Origin of the sequence: Streptomyces sp. NPDC059080, from assembly GCF_042739975.1 — a bacterium.
In the GTDB taxonomy this organism is placed as follows: domain Bacteria; phylum Actinomycetota; class Actinomycetes; order Streptomycetales; family Streptomycetaceae; genus Streptomyces; species Streptomyces benahoarensis.
This window is the reverse complement of the sequence record NZ_JBHYGX010000024.1, coordinates 50,815-66,450: the sequence shown is the minus strand read 5'-3', so window position 1 is coordinate 66,450 and position 15,636 is coordinate 50,815. Positions and strand designations below refer to the sequence as shown.

15 protein-coding genes are annotated in these 15,636 nt (G+C 71.5%); 10 read left to right on the top strand and 5 right to left on the bottom strand.

What is annotated here, in order from left to right; genetic code table 11:
• The first annotated feature begins 133 nt into the window (after window positions 1–133).
• Both hppD and ACFWWQ_RS19840 read left to right on the top strand, forming a co-directional pair.
• On the top strand, window positions 134–1,270 hold the full coding sequence (hppD, locus tag ACFWWQ_RS19845; protein ID WP_384597874.1) for a 4-hydroxyphenylpyruvate dioxygenase: 1,137 nt from the start codon (window positions 134–136) through the stop codon (window positions 1,268–1,270).
• Window positions 1,271–1,416: 146 nt separating this feature from the next.
• Window positions 1,417–2,781 (top strand): FAD-binding oxidoreductase, encoded by a 1,365-nt coding sequence (locus ACFWWQ_RS19840; RefSeq protein ID WP_384597825.1) that lies wholly within the window; start codon window positions 1,417–1,419, stop codon window positions 2,779–2,781.
• An 82-nt stretch (window positions 2,782–2,863) separates the two neighbouring features.
• On the opposite strand, the gene ACFWWQ_RS19835 is transcribed toward ACFWWQ_RS19840, so the two are convergent.
• Complete coding sequence (locus ACFWWQ_RS19835; RefSeq protein ID WP_384597823.1) at window positions 2,864–3,241, bottom strand: hypothetical protein; 378 nt, start codon at window positions 3,239–3,241, stop codon at window positions 2,864–2,866.
• Window positions 3,238–3,546 carry a hypothetical protein gene (locus ACFWWQ_RS19830; RefSeq protein WP_384597821.1) on the bottom strand — a complete coding sequence of 103 codons (309 nt, stop codon included), beginning with the start codon at window positions 3,544–3,546 and terminating at the stop codon, window positions 3,238–3,240. The genes ACFWWQ_RS19835 and ACFWWQ_RS19830 overlap by 4 nt, the downstream gene beginning before the upstream one ends.
• 309 nt (window positions 3,547–3,855) lie before the next feature.
• On the opposite strand from ACFWWQ_RS19830, the gene ACFWWQ_RS19825 reads away from it, so the two are divergent.
• The 4 genes from ACFWWQ_RS19825 (at window position 3,856) to ACFWWQ_RS19810 (ending at window position 6,818) form a co-directional block, all read left to right on the top strand.
• A complete protein-coding gene (locus ACFWWQ_RS19825; protein ID WP_384597819.1) occupies window positions 3,856–4,710 on the top strand; it encodes a helix-turn-helix domain-containing protein in 855 nt (284 codons plus the stop codon).
• A 12-nt stretch (window positions 4,711–4,722) separates the two neighbouring features.
• Window positions 4,723–4,917, top strand: a complete 195-nt coding sequence (locus tag ACFWWQ_RS19820; protein ID WP_384597817.1) for a DUF397 domain-containing protein — start codon at window positions 4,723–4,725, stop codon at window positions 4,915–4,917.
• Window positions 4,918–4,966: 49 nt separating this feature from the next.
• Entirely contained in the window at window positions 4,967–5,167 is a 201-nt protein-coding gene (locus ACFWWQ_RS19815) for a DUF397 domain-containing protein (protein ID WP_384597815.1), read from the top strand.
• Between the two features lie 205 nt (window positions 5,168–5,372).
• The gene (locus tag ACFWWQ_RS19810) at window positions 5,373–6,818 is read left to right on the top strand and encodes a dihydrolipoyl dehydrogenase family protein (RefSeq protein WP_384597813.1); all 1,446 of its coding nucleotides are present in this window, start codon (window positions 5,373–5,375) and stop codon (window positions 6,816–6,818) included.
• Between the two features lie 84 nt (window positions 6,819–6,902).
• Here ACFWWQ_RS19810 and ACFWWQ_RS19805 read toward each other — a convergent pair whose 3' ends face one another.
• Window positions 6,903–7,379: an SsgA family sporulation/cell division regulator gene (locus ACFWWQ_RS19805; RefSeq protein WP_384597811.1), complete on the bottom strand. Its 477-nt coding sequence runs from the start codon at window positions 7,377–7,379 to the stop codon at window positions 6,903–6,905.
• A gap of 493 nt (window positions 7,380–7,872) precedes the next feature.
• Here ACFWWQ_RS19805 and ACFWWQ_RS19800 point away from each other — a divergent pair, with 493 nt between their 5' ends.
• The 4 genes from ACFWWQ_RS19800 (at window position 7,873) to ACFWWQ_RS19785 (ending at window position 13,422) form a co-directional block, all read left to right on the top strand.
• Window positions 7,873–9,420, top strand: a complete 1,548-nt coding sequence (locus ACFWWQ_RS19800; protein WP_384597809.1) for an RDD family protein — start codon at window positions 7,873–7,875, stop codon at window positions 9,418–9,420.
• A gap of 174 nt (window positions 9,421–9,594) precedes the next feature.
• Window positions 9,595–10,383 (top strand): RDD family protein, encoded by a 789-nt coding sequence (locus tag ACFWWQ_RS19795; RefSeq protein ID WP_384597807.1) that lies wholly within the window; start codon window positions 9,595–9,597, stop codon window positions 10,381–10,383.
• 188 nt (window positions 10,384–10,571) lie between these two features.
• Window positions 10,572–12,989: an immune inhibitor A domain-containing protein gene (locus tag ACFWWQ_RS19790; RefSeq protein ID WP_384597805.1), complete on the top strand. Its 2,418-nt coding sequence runs from the start codon at window positions 10,572–10,574 to the stop codon at window positions 12,987–12,989.
• 118 nt (window positions 12,990–13,107) lie between these two features.
• Window positions 13,108–13,422 (top strand): hypothetical protein, encoded by a 315-nt coding sequence (locus ACFWWQ_RS19785; protein WP_384597872.1) that lies wholly within the window; start codon window positions 13,108–13,110, stop codon window positions 13,420–13,422.
• A 58-nt stretch (window positions 13,423–13,480) separates the two neighbouring features.
• Here the strand turns inward: ACFWWQ_RS19785 and ACFWWQ_RS19780 are convergent, their stop codons facing one another.
• Window positions 13,481–14,077 carry an isochorismatase family protein gene (locus ACFWWQ_RS19780; RefSeq protein WP_384597803.1) on the bottom strand — a complete coding sequence of 199 codons (597 nt, stop codon included), beginning with the start codon at window positions 14,075–14,077 and terminating at the stop codon, window positions 13,481–13,483.
• A 163-nt stretch (window positions 14,078–14,240) separates the two neighbouring features.
• Entirely contained in the window at window positions 14,241–15,569 is a 1,329-nt protein-coding gene (locus tag ACFWWQ_RS19775) for a nicotinate phosphoribosyltransferase (protein ID WP_384597801.1), read from the bottom strand.
• Window positions 15,570–15,636: the final 67 nt, after the last annotated feature.

Sequence of the window (15,636 nt, the reverse complement as noted above, 5' to 3'; positions counted from 1 at the left end):
CCTCCGATATCGATGGTCATCCTGTACAGATAGCCCGGCCGCACCCCCCGACCACTAGGCATAGTGCCCAGCAGATGCGCGAACTATTGCGCACCTTGTGGATCGGAGGGAATCTGCGGCCATGGCAGACACGATGCACACTCAGCCCACCCCTGGCACGGCCCGGCAGGCGGATCCCTTCCCGGTCAAGGGGATGGACGCGGTCGTCTTCGCCGTCGGCAACGCCAAGCAGGCCGCGCACTACTACGCCACCGCCTTCGGCATGACCCGCGTCGCCTACTGCGGACCGGAGAACGGTTGCCGCGAGACCGCCAGTTACGTGCTCGAATCCGGCGGCGCCCGGTTCGTCTTCACCTCCGTGATCAAGCCGTCCTCCGACTGGGGCCGCTTCCTCGCCGACCATGTCGCCGCCCACGGCGACGGCGTCGTCGACCTCGCCATCGAGGTCCCCGACGCCCGCGCCGCGTACGCCTACGCCACCGCGCACGGCGCCACCGGCATCGAGGAGCCCTACGAGTCCAAGGACGAGCACGGCACCGTCGTCCGCGCCGCCATCGCCACCTACGGCGAGACCCGGCACACCCTCGTCGAGCGCCGCGACTACACCGGCCCGTACCTGCCGGGCTACGTCGCCGCCAAGCCGCTCGTCGCCCCTGGTCCGCGCCGCTTCCAGGCCATCGACCACTGCGTCGGCAACGTCGAACTCGGCCGGATGAACGAGTGGGTGGCCTTCTACAACAACGTCATGGGCTTCACCAACATGAAGGAGTTCGTCGGCGACGACATCGCCACCGAGTACTCCGCGCTCATGTCGAAGGTCGTCGCGGACGGCACCCGCAAGGTGAAGTTCCCGCTCAACGAACCGGCCGTCGCCAAGAAGAAGTCGCAGATCGACGAGTACCTGGAGTTCTACGGCGGCCCGGGCGTGCAGCACGTCGCGCTCGCCACCAACGACATCGTCGCTAGCGTCCGCGCCATGCGCGAGGCCGGAGTGGAGTTCCTGGACACCCCCGACTCGTACTACGACACCCTCGGCGACTGGGCCGGGGAGACCCGGGTGCCCGTCGAGACGCTGCGGGAGCTGAAGATCCTCGTCGACCGCGACGAGGACGGCTATCTGCTCCAGATCTTCACCAAGCCGGTCCAGGACAAGCCGACCGTCTTCTTCGAGATGATCGAGCGGCACGGCTCCATGGGCTTCGGCAAGGGCAACTTCAAGGCCCTCTTCGAGGCGATCGAGCGTGAGCAGGAGCGCCGCGGCAACCTCTGACCGGTGGCCGGTGGCCGGTGGCCGGTGACCGGTGACCGGTGGCCGGTGGCCGGGGCCCCCGCCACCGGCCCCGCAGCTCCACGGATGGCCGGGTTCCGCCCCGTCACGATCTTCCGTACGGCGGCCACGGATGCGACGCTGGCGCCATGGATCTTCTCGCACAGCTGCGCGCCGGCCTTCCCGACGAAGCGATCCTCACGGACCCGGACGTCACCGGCGCCTACGCCCGTGACATGGCGGGCTTCTGCGACGCCGGGAGCCCCGCCGCCGTCGTCCTGCCGCGCACCGTCGAGGAGGTCCAGCACGTCCTGCGCACCGCCACCGCGCTGCGCGTCCCGGTCGTCCCGCAGGGCGCCCGCACCGGCCTGTCCGGCGCCGCCAACGCCACCGACGGCTGCCTCGTCCTCTCGCTCGTCAAGATGGACCGCATCCTGGAGATCAACCCCGTCGACCGCACCGCCGTCGTCGAGCCGGGCGTCATCAACGCCACCCTCTCCCGCGCGGTCAACGCGCACGGCCTGTACTACCCGCCGGACCCCTCCAGCTGGGAGGAGTGCTCCATCGGCGGCAACATCGGCACCGCCTCCGGCGGCCTGTGCTGCGTCAAGTACGGCGTCACCGCCGAATACGTCCTCGGCCTCGACGTCGTCCTCGCCGACGGGCGGTTGCTGACGACCGGCCGCCGCACCGCCAAGGGCGTCGCCGGATACGACCTCACCCGCCTCATCGTCGGCTCCGAGGGCACCCTCGGCGTCGTCGTCCGCGCCGTCCTCGCCCTCAAACCGCAGCCGCCCCGGCAACTCGCGCTCGCCGCGGAGTTCCCTTCCACCGCCGCCGCCTGCGAGGCCGTCTGCGCGATCATGGCCGCCGGTCACACCCCGTCGCTGCTGGAGCTGATGGACCGCACCTGCGTCCGCGCCGTCAACGACTACGCGCGCATGGGCCTGCCCGACACCACCGAGGCGCTGCTCCTCGCCGCCTTCGACACCCCCGACCCGACCGCGGACCTCGCCGCCCTCGGCGCCCTGTGCACCGCCGCGGGCGCCACCGAGGTCGTGCCCGCCGACACCGAGGCCGAGTCCGAACTGCTGCTCCAGGCCCGCCGGGTCACGCTCCACGCCCTGGAACGCGTCCGCTCGTCCACCATGATCGACGACGTCTGCGTGCCCCGCTCCCAGCTCGCCGCGATGCTGGACGGCACCGCCGCCATCGCCGAGAAGTACGACCTGACCATCGGCGTCTGCGCGCACGCCGGGGACGGCAACACCCACCCCACGGTCTGCTTCGACCCCGCCGACGCCGACGAGTCCCGCCGGGCCCGCGCCTCCTTCGACGAGATCATGGCCCTCGGCCTGGAGCTGGGCGGCACGATCACCGGCGAACACGGCGTCGGCGTCCTGAAGAAGGAGTGGCTCGCCCGCGAACTGGGACCGGTCGGCCTGGAGTTGCAGCGCTCCATCAAGCAGGTCTTCGACCCGCTGGGCCTGCTCAACCCGGGCAAGCTCTTCTGAGGACCGGGCGGGCGCCGTACCGCGCAGTGCGCTGAGCCGCTCGTGGTGCTTGCGGCTCAGCGCATTCGCGCGGTGAGGGGGGCTATCCCTCCGGCAGCCCCTCGTCGTCGATGCCGTCGCGGCCGTCGACGTCGTCGTCCGGTTCGTCGTCAGGGTCGTAGGGCGGTTCCGGAAGCCGGGCGCCCCGGCTCTTCGCGATCCGATCGGTGACGACCAGCGATTCCTTCAGGTCAACGGTCAGCAGGTGCAGTTCGCCGGGGGTCCACGACCGTCCGCCCAGGAGGCGTTCCGCCTCCGCGATGAGGGCGGTGTTGGAGCCGAGCTGTTCGGCCTCGACGCGGTCGGCGAGGCGGGAGACACGTCCGGTTCCGTCGTCGGAGAACAGGAAGCACGGGCCCCCGTCGAGGGTGGTCCAGGGCAGCAGCCGCGGGGGGAGCGGCGCGTCGGGGCGGAGGGTCATGCGGTGACCTCCATGCCGCGGGGAAGACAGGCGCCGATATCGATGCCGCGCGCCGCCAGCCACAGCGTTCGCCGTCCGCGCCACGGGCGCCGCTCCTCCGCGGTGAGGACGTGTACGTAGGGGCGGACGAGGGGGACGAGGGGCTCGCTCCACAGGAGTACGGGGGACGGCCGGACGGGCACCCGCTGCGCCGGTACGTGGGGGTGGCGGGCGGCGCGGGGCGCTGCTACAGGCCCCCGATGCCGTCCCGGCGCGGGCAACAACAGCCGCAGCAGCAGAACGCACAGCTTCGCGATAGCGTGCATCTCGTCGTCAACTCCTTGAAGGTTGGTGACCATGCCCCCGGACCGGTCCTGCGGTCGCGGGGGTCTTGCGTGTGGTGGGTTCGTTGCGGCGCGGCATCTTTGTGGATGAGGCGCTACACGTGTGATGTGCCGTCAAGTGGGGGCGCAGCCAGGGACATCGAGCTTCACCGCGTCTGGGTGGCACGACTCAGACCGTAGGGTGCACACGTGTACCGGAGCAAGGGTGCGCATCGAAGGCCCCTCGTTCGGGTGGACCCGTGCCACCCTTGCGCGAGAGACTGAGCGGCGACGGAACGGAGGGGGAGACGGATGCCGCCGAGAGAGGTTCCGACCGCGCGTCAGGCGCGTTTGGGTGCGGAACTGCGGAAGATGCGGGAGCGGGCCGGAAAGACGGCTTTGGAAACTGCCGGTTTGCTTGCATCGGACCGGGCTCGTATCAGTCATATCGAAGCGGGCCGCAGTGGTGTCAGCGAGGAGCGCATCCGGCGGTTGGCCACCTTCTACGGGTGTGATGACGAAGCGTATGTGGATGCGTTGTGCGCAATGTCGCGCGAGCGCCGGGGGCAGTTCTGGTGGGACGAGTACAGAGGAGTCCTTCCACCTGCCTTTCTCGATATGGCAGAGCTTGAGCACCACGCCGCATATATTCGTTCGTACGAGCTGTCCGTGATCCCCGGTGTCTTGCAGACCCAGGACTATGCGCGAGCGGTTTTCCAGAACAGTATTCTGCCGCTCTCGGCCGAGGAACTTGATGTGCGCGTAGAGCACCGCATGAGGCGGAAGAAGATCCTTGAGGGCGGGGCATCCGGGCTTTACGATGCCATCGTCCATGAGGGCGCACTGCGCATGCGTTACGGCGGAAGGGATGTTCTGCGGAAACAGATCGAAGCGCTCTCCGCAGCGGCCGATGCCGAATCCACATCCGTTCGGGTCATCCCGTTCAACGTGGAGAAGATGGTCGCCTCCGCTCAACCTGTGACATACACAGGTGGCCCGGTTGCGCAACTGGACTCCGTCCAGGTCGACGCCTACGTGGGCAGTGGAATCCTGGACGCGGAAACTCAGCTCAAAGCGTTCCGGAATCTCTGGAAGATGCTGGAATCACTGGCGCTCAACGCCGAAGAGTCGAGAAAACTCATTCACCGCATCGCGCAGGAAGTGTGAGAAAACAACGCCATGGCCGAGGGAATCCGTTGGCAGAAGTCCTCCTACTCCAACGAAAATATGAATTGCGTCGAGTTGGCCTCGCGAGACGGCCTGATTCTCATACGGGAAAGCGATGACCCCGGCGCCGTGGTGACTACCACTCCGGAAAAGCTTGAGGCGTTCATTCTGGGTGTCAGGGCAGGAGAGTTCGATCACCTGATCTGACCGTTCAGTGACCGAATCTGCTGCATCGCACAGGAAATGTGAGCATCACGTGGCGCGTGAAATCAACTGGCAGAAATCTTCGTTCTCGGGAAACACCAATTCATGCGTCGAGTTGGCGCCTTCCGCAATTCCGGATGCAATCCTTATGCGGGAGAGTGACGATCCGGACGTCATTGTGACGACTACGCGGGAAAAGCTCCGGGCTTTTGTGCTCGGAGTCAAGGCCGGTGAATTCGATCACCTGATCTGACCGGCCACCGGCCAAGGTCCCCTCGCGACCACCCTTGAGCGCGAGGGGGCTTTTCCGCGCGCTCGGGCAGGCGGGGGGAGAGATGCCGGATGCGCCCCCGCCCCACCGGACGCACGATGGGTGGTGTCCGCCGCCTTCCGGGCGGAGACGACCGCACCGGCCGGGAAGCGCCCGGCCGCCGCGCCACTCAGGGAGCGAGCAGCCGATGCCAGCCAGCGCAGCGACCCGGGCCGACGAGACGTACGACGTGATCGTGGTGGGCGCCGGGCCCACCGGGGAGAACCTCGCCGACCGGGCGCACGCCGCCGGGCTGAGCGCCGTCATCGTCGAGAGCGAACGCGTCGGCGGCGAATGCTCCTACTGGGCCTGTATGCCGAGCAAGGCGCTGCTGCGCCCGGTCACCGCCCGCTCCGAGGCCCGCCGGGTGCCCGGACTCAAGGACGCGGTCACCGGGCCCCTCGACACCGAGGCCGTCCTCGCCCACCGCGACGCCTTCACCTCGCACTGGAAGGACGACGGCCAGGTGCAATGGCTGGAGTCGATCGGTGTGCCGCTGGTGCGCGGTACGGGCCGCCTGGCCGGGCCGCGGAAAGTCGTCGTGGACGGCGAACGGACGCTGCACGCCCGGCACGCCGTCGCCGTCTGCACCGGCAGCCGCGCCGTGCTGCCGCCGATCCCCGGGCTCGCCGACGCCGCGCCCTGGACCAGCCGCGAGGCCACCAGCGCCGCGTCCGTACCGGGCCGGCTGGTCATCGTCGGCGGGGGCGTCGTCGGCGTCGAGATGGCCACCGCCTGGCGGGCCCTCGGCGCCTCGGTCACCCTCCTCGTACGGGGGGAGGGGCTGCTGCCCCGGATGGAACCGTTCGCCGGGCAGCTGGTCGCCGAATCGCTGGCCGAGGCGGGGGCGCTGCTGCGTACCGGCACGGGCGTGACCCGGGTGCGCCGGGAGGCGCCGGGCGGCCCGGTCACCGTGGAGCTGGACACCGGCGGCGAGATCGTCGCCGACGAGCTGCTGATCGCCACCGGCCGCGCCCCGCGCACCGACGACCTCGGCCTGGAGACCGTGGGCCTTACGCCGGGCTCGTGGCTGACCGTCGACGACACCTGCCGCGTCACCGACGTTGCGGACAACGACTGGCTCTACGGCGTCGGCGACGTCAACCACCGCGCGCTCCTCACCCACCAGGGCAAATACCAGGCCCGGATCGCCGGAGCCGCCCTCGCCGCGCGGGCCCGGGGTGTGCCGATCCTGGAGACGGACCGCTGGGGCGCGCACGCCGCCACCGCCGACCACGCCGCCGTCCCGCAGGTCGTCTTCAGCGACCCCGAGGCCGCGGCGGTCGGCCTCAGCCTGGCCGAGGCGGAGCGCGCCGGGTACCGGGTCCGCGCCGTCGACCAGGACCTCGGCGGCGTCGCCGGGGCCGCCCTCTACGCCGACGGCTACCGCGGGCGCGCCCGGATGGTCGTCGACCTGGACCGTGAGACCGTCCTCGGCGCCACCTTCGTCGGCCCCGGAGTCGGTGAGCTGCTGCACTCGGCGACCCTCGCGGTGGCCGCCGAGATCCCCCTCGAACGCCTCTGGCACGCCGTCCCCGCCTACCCGACGATCAGCGAGATCTGGCTGCGGCTGCTGGAGGCGTACCGCGGCTGACCCGGGAACGGGCCGGGTGAGCCGCGGGAGGGGCGCCGGGCGGGGGACGCAGGATCCGGCGCCCGGCACGGCGTCCGGCACGGCTTACGCACCCGCGTCCGGAACCTCGTCGGACGGCCACGGCTCCCCGGCCCACGGCGCGTCGCCGGTCGCCATCGCCAGCAGCTCGCTCAGTCCTTTGTCCATGCCGAGGTGCTCCTGCTCCGACCCCGGGGGGACGACCCGCAGGGTGCGCTCCAGCCACGCCGACACCGCGGCGGCGGGCGCCTCCAGGAGCGCGTCCCCGTCCGGCGAGCTGAGCGCCATGCAGACCAGGCTGCGGCCGTCCATCTTCGTCGGCCAGACCCGCACATCGCCGTGGCCGCAGGGCCGGAACACGCCCTCGACCAGCAGCTCGCGCGCGAACGTCCAGTGGACGGGCGCGTCCGAGCCGATGTGGAAGGTGATGTGGACCGCGTACGGGTCGTCGGTGCGGTAGGCCAGCCGGGCCGGCACCGGAACGCTCTGCTCCGGGGACACGACCAGACCCAGTTCCAACTCTCGCTCCACCACGCTGCGCATGGGATTCCCACCTCTCCGCTTTCGCTGTACGGGCCCCGTTGTGTTCCGCCCGCACAGGGAGAGAGGCCGGGGGCCACGGATCCTTACGCGACTTCGAGAAAATTTTTCGCGGACTTTTTCGGGGACTTCTTCCAGGTGGTTCCGTACGGGTGAACGGCCGGTACGGAACGGGGCGGACGGGACCCCGTGACACACGTCCGGGCAGCGGAGCGCACGGGTTCGTCCGCGATTGTCCGGGGGAGAACGTCTCGGACCCACGTTCGAGGGGTCGGTTCCCTGTTCGCCTCGCGCTCTGCCGCCCCGCGGTTCTTCGTTAATCTCCTCCGTGGACGACCGACGCCGAGCGCGGTGCCCCCGGGGCAGCCGAGGTGTGTGGCGGACGGTCATGCCAAGAGCCCGGCTGCGGCTCCCGGCGCGCACGGCGCGGCCGGAGGGTACCGGCGGGCGACGGCACACACAGCACAGGCGCGGGATACGAGGGGAGTTGGGGACAGTGGCGGAATCCCCCGGTAGTGGTGGAAACGCACCCGTTGGAGGGTATTACCCGGACCCTTCCATCCCCGGCTACATCCGGTACTGGGACGGTGCCGCATGGGTGCCGGGCACCAGCCGGCCGGCCCCGGCCGAGGGCGAGGCGATGCCCGCACCGCCCCCGGGCGCGACGCCCGCACCCGTCCCGGTGGCCGCACCGCCCGCCGCCCCCGCGGCCGAGGAGACCGGCCCGGTCTTCTTCGACGAGGGCGCCGGGACCTCCGCCACGGGCGGCGGTTCCCCGCTCTCCTGGGACGATCCGGCCAGGCTGCACGGCAGCGGCCCCGCGCCCGCCTCCGCCTGGCAGGCCGACGCCGCCCAGCAGGGCGGCACCGGCGCCGCCGGGCCCGTCTCGTGGGGCGCGTCCGACGCGTCGTCCGGTACGTCGTCCGGTACGTCCTCCGGCACGTCCTCCGGTGCGTCCTCCGGTGCGTCCTCCGTGACGGGGGAGTCCCGGGGCGCCGTCCCGTCGCCGCGTGAGCGGGGCGACGCCGACGCGGAGTCCGGCGCCGCGGCGTCCGGGCCGCGGGGCGGGGAGCCGGAGCCGCCGGCGCGCCCCGACGGCACGGTCACCATCCGCGCGGTCCGGCAGCCCGCCCGCGACCAGGGCACCACCACGATCCGCGCGGTCCGCCCGGGCGACGGCCCGGTGCCCAAGGACGGCGGCACGATGGCGATCCGCCTGCCCCGGCATCCAGGCCCGGCCACGGGTCAGGGCAGGGCTGCCGGTCAGGGTCCGGCCGCCCCGGCGCCGAGCGGGCCGCAGTCGATGCCCGGTGCGGGCGCGAGCGGACCGGCGTACCCGCCGCATCCGCAGCACCCGCATCCCCGGCAGGCGCCGTTCAACCCGCCGCAGGCGCCGGCCGCGCCCGGCCCGGTGCCACCGCAGGCCGTCCCGCAGCCCGGACCGGCCGCCGGGGGCGGTTTCCCGTTCCCGGGCGGCGCGGGTCCGGCGGGCGGACCGGCCGGTGACGACGGCGTCATCCCGTGGAAGCCGCCGACCGCCGACCCGTTCGCCACGGAGCAGGCGCACCCGGCGGCGCTCGGCCGCCGGCTCGCCGCCCGGCTGATCGACCTGGCCCTCCTCGCCGTGCTGACGGTCCTCGTCGCGCTGCCGCTGTGGGGCGGCGCCGTGGACCACATCGACGCGAAGATCACGGCGGCCAAGGAGTCCGGCCGTGAGGTGACGATCTATCTGCTCGACGGCGGGACCGCCCCGTTGTTCCTCGCGGTGCTGGCGGCGGTGGTGCTCGGTGGCGGGCTGATCGAGCTGCTGCCGACGCTCAAGTGGGGCCGCAGCCTCGGCAAGAAGCTGTGCGGCGTGCGGATCGTGGACATCGCGAGCCATGACACCCCCGAGCTGATGTCCCTGATCAAGCGCTGGCTGGTCTTCGGTGTCCTCGGCTTCCTCGTCGTCGGCGTCCTCGACGCGGCCTGGTGCCTCTTCGACAAGCCGTGGCGCCAGTGCTGGCACGACAAGGCGGCGCGGACGTTCGTGGCGGCGGACTGAACCGCCGCGAAAGCGCCGGGGACCGGCCCGGTCCCCGGCACGTGCCCCTTCCGGCCCCCGGCCCCCGGCCCCGCCGGGGGCCGTCCCCCTGTACGGACCCGGGGAACGGGCACGTCATCCCCCGAACGGACTTCGCCGGATGCGGTGGACGCCTGTAGAGGGTCGACTCGGGCCATGAGCAGCGAGCAGCCCGGGCCCGGATCCGGTGAACCGCCGGAGGACGACCCGTTCCTGAAGAAGCCGCAGGAGCCGTCGGCGGGCGGCGGCCCCGGCCCGGGCTGGGGCCGCCCGGAACCCGAAGGCCCCGGCTCCGAGGGCCCCGGCTCCGGCGGCTCCACGGGCGGCCCGCCGCCGGAAGGCCCCCCGCCCGGCGGCCCGTACGGCCAGGCCCCCTACGGGGGCGCCCCCCACGGCGGCGGCCCGTACGGCGGGGGTGAACCCCACGGAGGTGGCGGCCGCTACGCCGACAACCCCTACGGGGGCGAGTACGGCGCGGCCGACCCGCTGGCCGGGATGCCGCCGCTCGCCGGGCGCGGGCGGCGGCTCGTGGCGCGGATCATCGACGCGATCATCATCGGCGTACCGGTCACCCTGATCATGAACGGCATCGTCGGCTGGGTCGACTACACCAGCACCAGCAACGCGGAGACCAGCAAACAGGCGACGGTCTCGGGCGTGACGATGCTGGTGTACCTGGTCTACGAGGGGCTGATGCTGACTCACCGGGGGCAGACCGTCGGCAAGATGGCGATGAAGATCCGGGTGGCGATGCTGACGAACGGCGAGGTGCCGACGACCCAGGCGGGCTGGGTGCGGGCGGCGGTCTACACGCTGCCGGAGATCGTGCCGTGCTGCGGTTTCGTCTTCTGGCTGGTCAACGTCCTGTGGTGCACCTGGGACCAGCCGTATCACCAGTGTCTGCACGACAAGGCGGCCAAGACGGTGGTGGTGTCGACGGCCTGACGGCTCCTCATCTGCGAGCGTCCCGGTGGCGGCCGACCGCCCACCGGGGCGCCGTCGCGTCCGGTGATTGCGTCACGCCGACCGGATAACGTACGTCCCTGACGTGTTCAAGTCAAGATCTGTCTTTTCCGGCGCCTCTCCGGTCAAATTCCCTTCAAGATGCTCGCGCGAAGGGGAGGAAGCGCCAAGTGAGAGAGCGAAGAAGGGTGTTCATACCGGCCGTCCTGGCCACGGCGATCGCCGCGATCGGGGCGGCCTCGTTGTCGTCCGGGGCGGCCGTCGCCGCTCCCGGCACCCACCCGGCCGCCGACCGACGGCACGACCCCGCCCCCGAGCGGAGCACCGACCACGACCTGAAGGGCCCGTTCAGCGAGCGCCAGGCCGCCCGCCGCGAGGAGGCCGTCAAGCAGGTCCTGGACGGCGACGCCACACCGGCCCGCAAGGGTGCCTCGCAGGTCGTCAAGCTGGGTAAGGGCAAGTACGTCGAGCTGGCCCGGGAGAAGACCGACAAGATCTTCACGATCCTGGTGGACTTCGGCGACAAGGTCGACGACACCACGACGTACGACCCGGACGGCGACGGCCCCCGGCCGCCCGAGAAGAAGTACGGCGGCACCCCGGGCCCCGCGCACAACACCATCGCGGAGCCGGACCGCAAGAACGACAACAGCACCGCCTGGCAGCCGGACTTCAACCGTCAGCACTTCCAGGACCTCTACTTCTCGCACGACAAGAAGAAGCAGTCGCTGGCGAAGTACTACGAGAAGCAGTCCTCCGGCCGCTACTCCGTCGACGGCGAGGTCACCGACTGGGTCAAGGTCGACTGGAACGAGGCCCGTTACGGCTCCGACTACTGCGGCTCCACCAACTGCGCCAACGTCTGGGACCTGGTCCGCGACGGCGTCAACAAGTGGGCCGAACAGCAGAAGGCCGCCGGCCGCAGCGCCGAGCAGATCAAGGCCGACCTCGCCCAGTACGACCAGTGGGACCGCTACGACTACGACGGCGACGGCAACTTCAACGAGCCCGACGGCTACATCGACCACTTCCAGATCGTGCACGCCGGTGAGGACGAGTCGGCCGGCGGCGGCGCGCAGAAGACCGACGCCATCTGGGCGCACCGCTGGTACGCGTACGGCACCGACGCGGGCAAGGCCGGGCCGGCGGACAACAAGGCCGGCGGCACGCAGATCGGCGACACCGGCATCTGGGTCGGCGACTACACCATGCAGCCGGAGAACGGCGGCCTCGGCGTCTTCGCCCATGAGTACGGCCACGACCTCGGGCTGCCCGACGAGTACGACACCACCGGCAGCGGCGAGTCCTCCGTCGACTTCTGGTCGCTGATGTCGGCCGGCTCCTGGCTGGGCACCGGCAAGGACGCGATCGGCGACCTGCCGGGCGACATGAGCGCCTGGGACAAGCTCCAGCTCGGCTGGCTCGACTACGGCAAGGCGAAGGCCGCGACCCGCTCCACCCACCGGCTGGGCGTCGCCGAGTACCAGACCAAGGACAAGCAGGCGCTCGTCGTCGACCTGCCCGCGAAGACGGTGAAGACCGAGATCGTCCAGCCCGCCGAAGGCTCCCACCAGTGGTGGAGCGACATGGGCAACGACCTGAAGAACACCCTCACCCGCCAGGTCGACCTCACCGGCGCCACCAAGGCCCAGCTTGCCCTCAAGGGCTGGTGGGACATCGAGGAGAACTACGACTTCCTCTACGCCGAGGTCTCCACCGACGGCGGCGCCGACTGGACCGCGCTGGACGGCACCGCCGACGGCAAGGCCATCCCCCGCGACGGCGGCGACAAGCCGGGCCTGACCGGCACCTCCGGCGCCTACCGCGATCTGGTCTTCCCGCTCGACGCGTACGCGGGCAAGAAGATCGACCTGCGGTTCCGCTACCAGACCGACGGCGGACTGGCCCTCAAGGGCTTCGCCGCCGACGCGCTCTCCGTCACCGCCGACGGCAAGCCGGTCTTCACCGACGACGCCGAGAGCGGCGACAACGGCTGGACCGCCAAGGGCTTCTCCCGCATCGGCGCGTCCTTCACCAAGGACTACCCGCAGTACTACCTCGCCGAGAACCGCCAGTACGTCTCGTACGACAAGACCCTGAAGACCGGCCCGTACAACTTCGGCTGGACCACCGACCGGCCCGGCTGGGTCGAGCACTTCCCGTTCCAGAACGGCGTGCTGATCTGGCTGTGGGACACCTCGCAGGCGGACAACAACGTCGGCCAGCACCCGGGCCACGGCCAGATCCTGCCGGTCGACGCGCACCCGAAGGCCGAGAAGTGGGCCGACGGCAAGCTGATGCGCAACCGCTTCCAGACGTACGACGCGACCTTCACCGCGCAGCGCACGGACGCCCTCCGGCTGCACAAGGCCGGCAAGTCCGCGAAGATCGCCGCGAAGAAGGGTGTCTCGCTCTTCGACGACCACAACGGTGTCTACTACGACAAGGCGAACCCGACCGGCGGTGTGCTCGTTCCTGACACCGGCACCCAGATCAAGATCACCAAGGAGGCCAAGGGCGGCTCCACGGTGACGCTCCAGGTGGCCCCCGCCGCAACCTCCACCGCAACCCCCGCTCCAAAGAGATAAGGAAACCGCAGGTCACGTCATGATCGTCCGTCGCCCTCTAGCGGGCGGCGGCCGATCGCGTTTAGATGCGTCCTACGACTTCTTGTTGACACCCAGCCTCACGGGGGGAGAAATGCAGATGTCCCAAGGCGGCTTCATCCGGCTTCCCGGCGGAAGCGTGGTGGTCGCCCTGGCACTGCCCAGACCCGGGGGCGACGGCCGCCGGGTGCGTGTCCTCGTCCACGCCGCCAACCGCCAGCGCGCCCTGACCAGGCTGCGCAACCTCGGACTGCGCGCCGTCTACCTGCGCGGCAACATGCGCCCGCCCACCCCGGACGAGGTGACCGCCGTCCTGCACCACCCCGACGGCGTCGTCTGGCGCCAGACCCTGGACGACGACACCGAGTCCTGGCACCCGATACGCACCCTGCTCCGCCCGGCGCAGGCCGCCTGACCCGTTCCCCGGAGGGCCCGGGGCGGCCCGTCGGCTTCGGGCGCGCGCCCGCCGCCGATCAGCCCCCGGCCAGCACCGGCGTGCCGGTCAGCTCCGCCCCCGCCGCCCGCAGCTGGGCCATGGCCCGCTCGGTGGTCGGCGCGGCCACCGCCGCGGTCAGTCCCAGCAGCACCCGGGTGCGCAGCCCGGCGCGGAGCGCGTCGAGCGCGGTGGCCCGGACGCAGTGGTCGGTGGCGATGCCGACCACGTCCACCTCGGTGACGTCATGGGCGCGCAGCCAGTCGGCCAGCGCGGTCCCCTGGTCGTCCGCCCCCTCGAAACCGCTGTACGCGGCCGCGTACGCGCCCTTGTCGAAGACGGCGTCGACGGCGCCGGAGGAGACGGCCGGGGCGAAGTGGGGGTGGAAGCCGCTGCCCTCGGACCCGGCGACGCAGTGCACCGGCCAGGAGTCCACGAAGTCCGGGTGGTCGGAGAAGTGCGCGCCGGGGTCGATGTGGTAGTCGCGGGTGGCCACCACATGGCGGTAGCCGCTGTCCGCGGCCCGGCCCACGAGGTCGGTGATGGCGGCGGCGACCTCCGCGCCGCCCGTCACCGGGACGCTGCCGCCCTCGCAGAAGTCGTTCTGTACGTCGATGACGATCAGTGCCCGGTGCATGGTCGGTGCCTTCCGACGGAGGGGGGAGACGGCCGGTACGGCCGGGGCTGCGGTGAAGGGTGGGGCCCCTACGGCCGAGAGTAACCACGCCCCGGCCACCGGGGGGAGGGAGCGTGCGCCACCCGGGTGGCGGGCCGCGGCGGGCGTCCGCCGCGGCCGTGCCTCAGAGGTACTCGGTGGGCAGTACCGCCTCGCCGCGGGAGAGCTGGGTCGCCGAGAGCGGCAGCCCCGCGCGGGCGGCGATGTGCCGTTCCCGGGCGGCGTCCAGCGGCTCGCGGGCGACCACCTTGCCGCCGGTTACCAGCGGCACCAGCAGCTGCCGGCCGGCCAGCTCCTCGGGCACCTCGCCGACGCCGACGACCTCCGCCTCCGCGACGCCGTCCTCGTCCAGCCGCCGCGCGGCCCACTTGCGGCCGCCGACCGACGTCTTGCCGCCCAGCGACTTCTTCGCGACCGGCCGCAGCGGCGCGTCGGGCGCGTCGCTCTGCGCGCGGGCGACCAGCTTGTACACCATCGAGCAGGTCGGATGCCCGCTGCCGGTCACCAGCTGGGTGCCGACGCCGTACGCGTCCACGGGGGCGGCGGCGAGCGAGGCGATGGCGTACTCGTCCAGATCGCTGGTCACCACGATCTTGGTGTGGGTCGCGCCCAGCTCGTCCAGCTGCTGGCGCACCCGGTGGGCGACGAGCAGCAGATCGCCGGAGTCGATGCGGACGGCGCCCAGCTCCGGGCCCGCGACCTCGACGGCCAGGCGCACCGCCTCCGTCACGTCGAAGGTGTCGACCAGCAGCGTGGTGCCGCGGCCGAGCGTGTCGACCTGCGCGGTGAAGGCGTCCCGCTCGGTGTCGTGCAGCAGCGTGAAGGCGTGCGCGCTCGTCCCCACGGTGGGGATGTGGTAGCGGAAGCCGGCGGCCAGATCGGAGGTGGTGTGGAAGCCGCCGACATACGCGGAGCGGGCGGCGGCGACCGCGGCCAGCTCGTGGGTGCGGCGGGCGCCCATCTCCATCAGCGGACGCTCCCCGGCGGCCACCGACATCCGGGACGCCGCGGCGGCCACCGCGGAGTCGTGGTTGAGGATGGAGAGGATCACCGTCTCCAGCAGCACCGCCTCGGCGAAGGTGCCCTCGACCCGCATGATCGGGGAGCCGGGGAAGTAGACCTCGCCCTCCGGGTAGCCCCAGATGTCGCCGCGGAAGCGGTAGCCGGCCAGCCACTCCAGCGTCGGCTCGTCCAGGATGCCGCGCTCGCGCAGGAAGCCCAGCATGGTCTCGTCGAAGCGGAAGTTCTCCACCGCGTCCAGCACCCGGCCGGTGCCCGCGACCACGCCGTAGCGCCGTCCCTCGGGCAGGCGCCGGGTGAAGACCTCGAAGACCGAGCGCCGGTCGGCGTTCTGGGACCGCAACGCGGCCTGCAGCATGGTGAGTTCGTACTGGTCGGTGAAGAGCGCCGTCGACGGCACCGTCACCGGCAGCCCCAGGTCTGCTGTGTTCATGCGGACGATGCTACCCCCAATACTCGTCAGTTTGACGATTTCTGGTACCCGGGCCCGTGATGCCGCT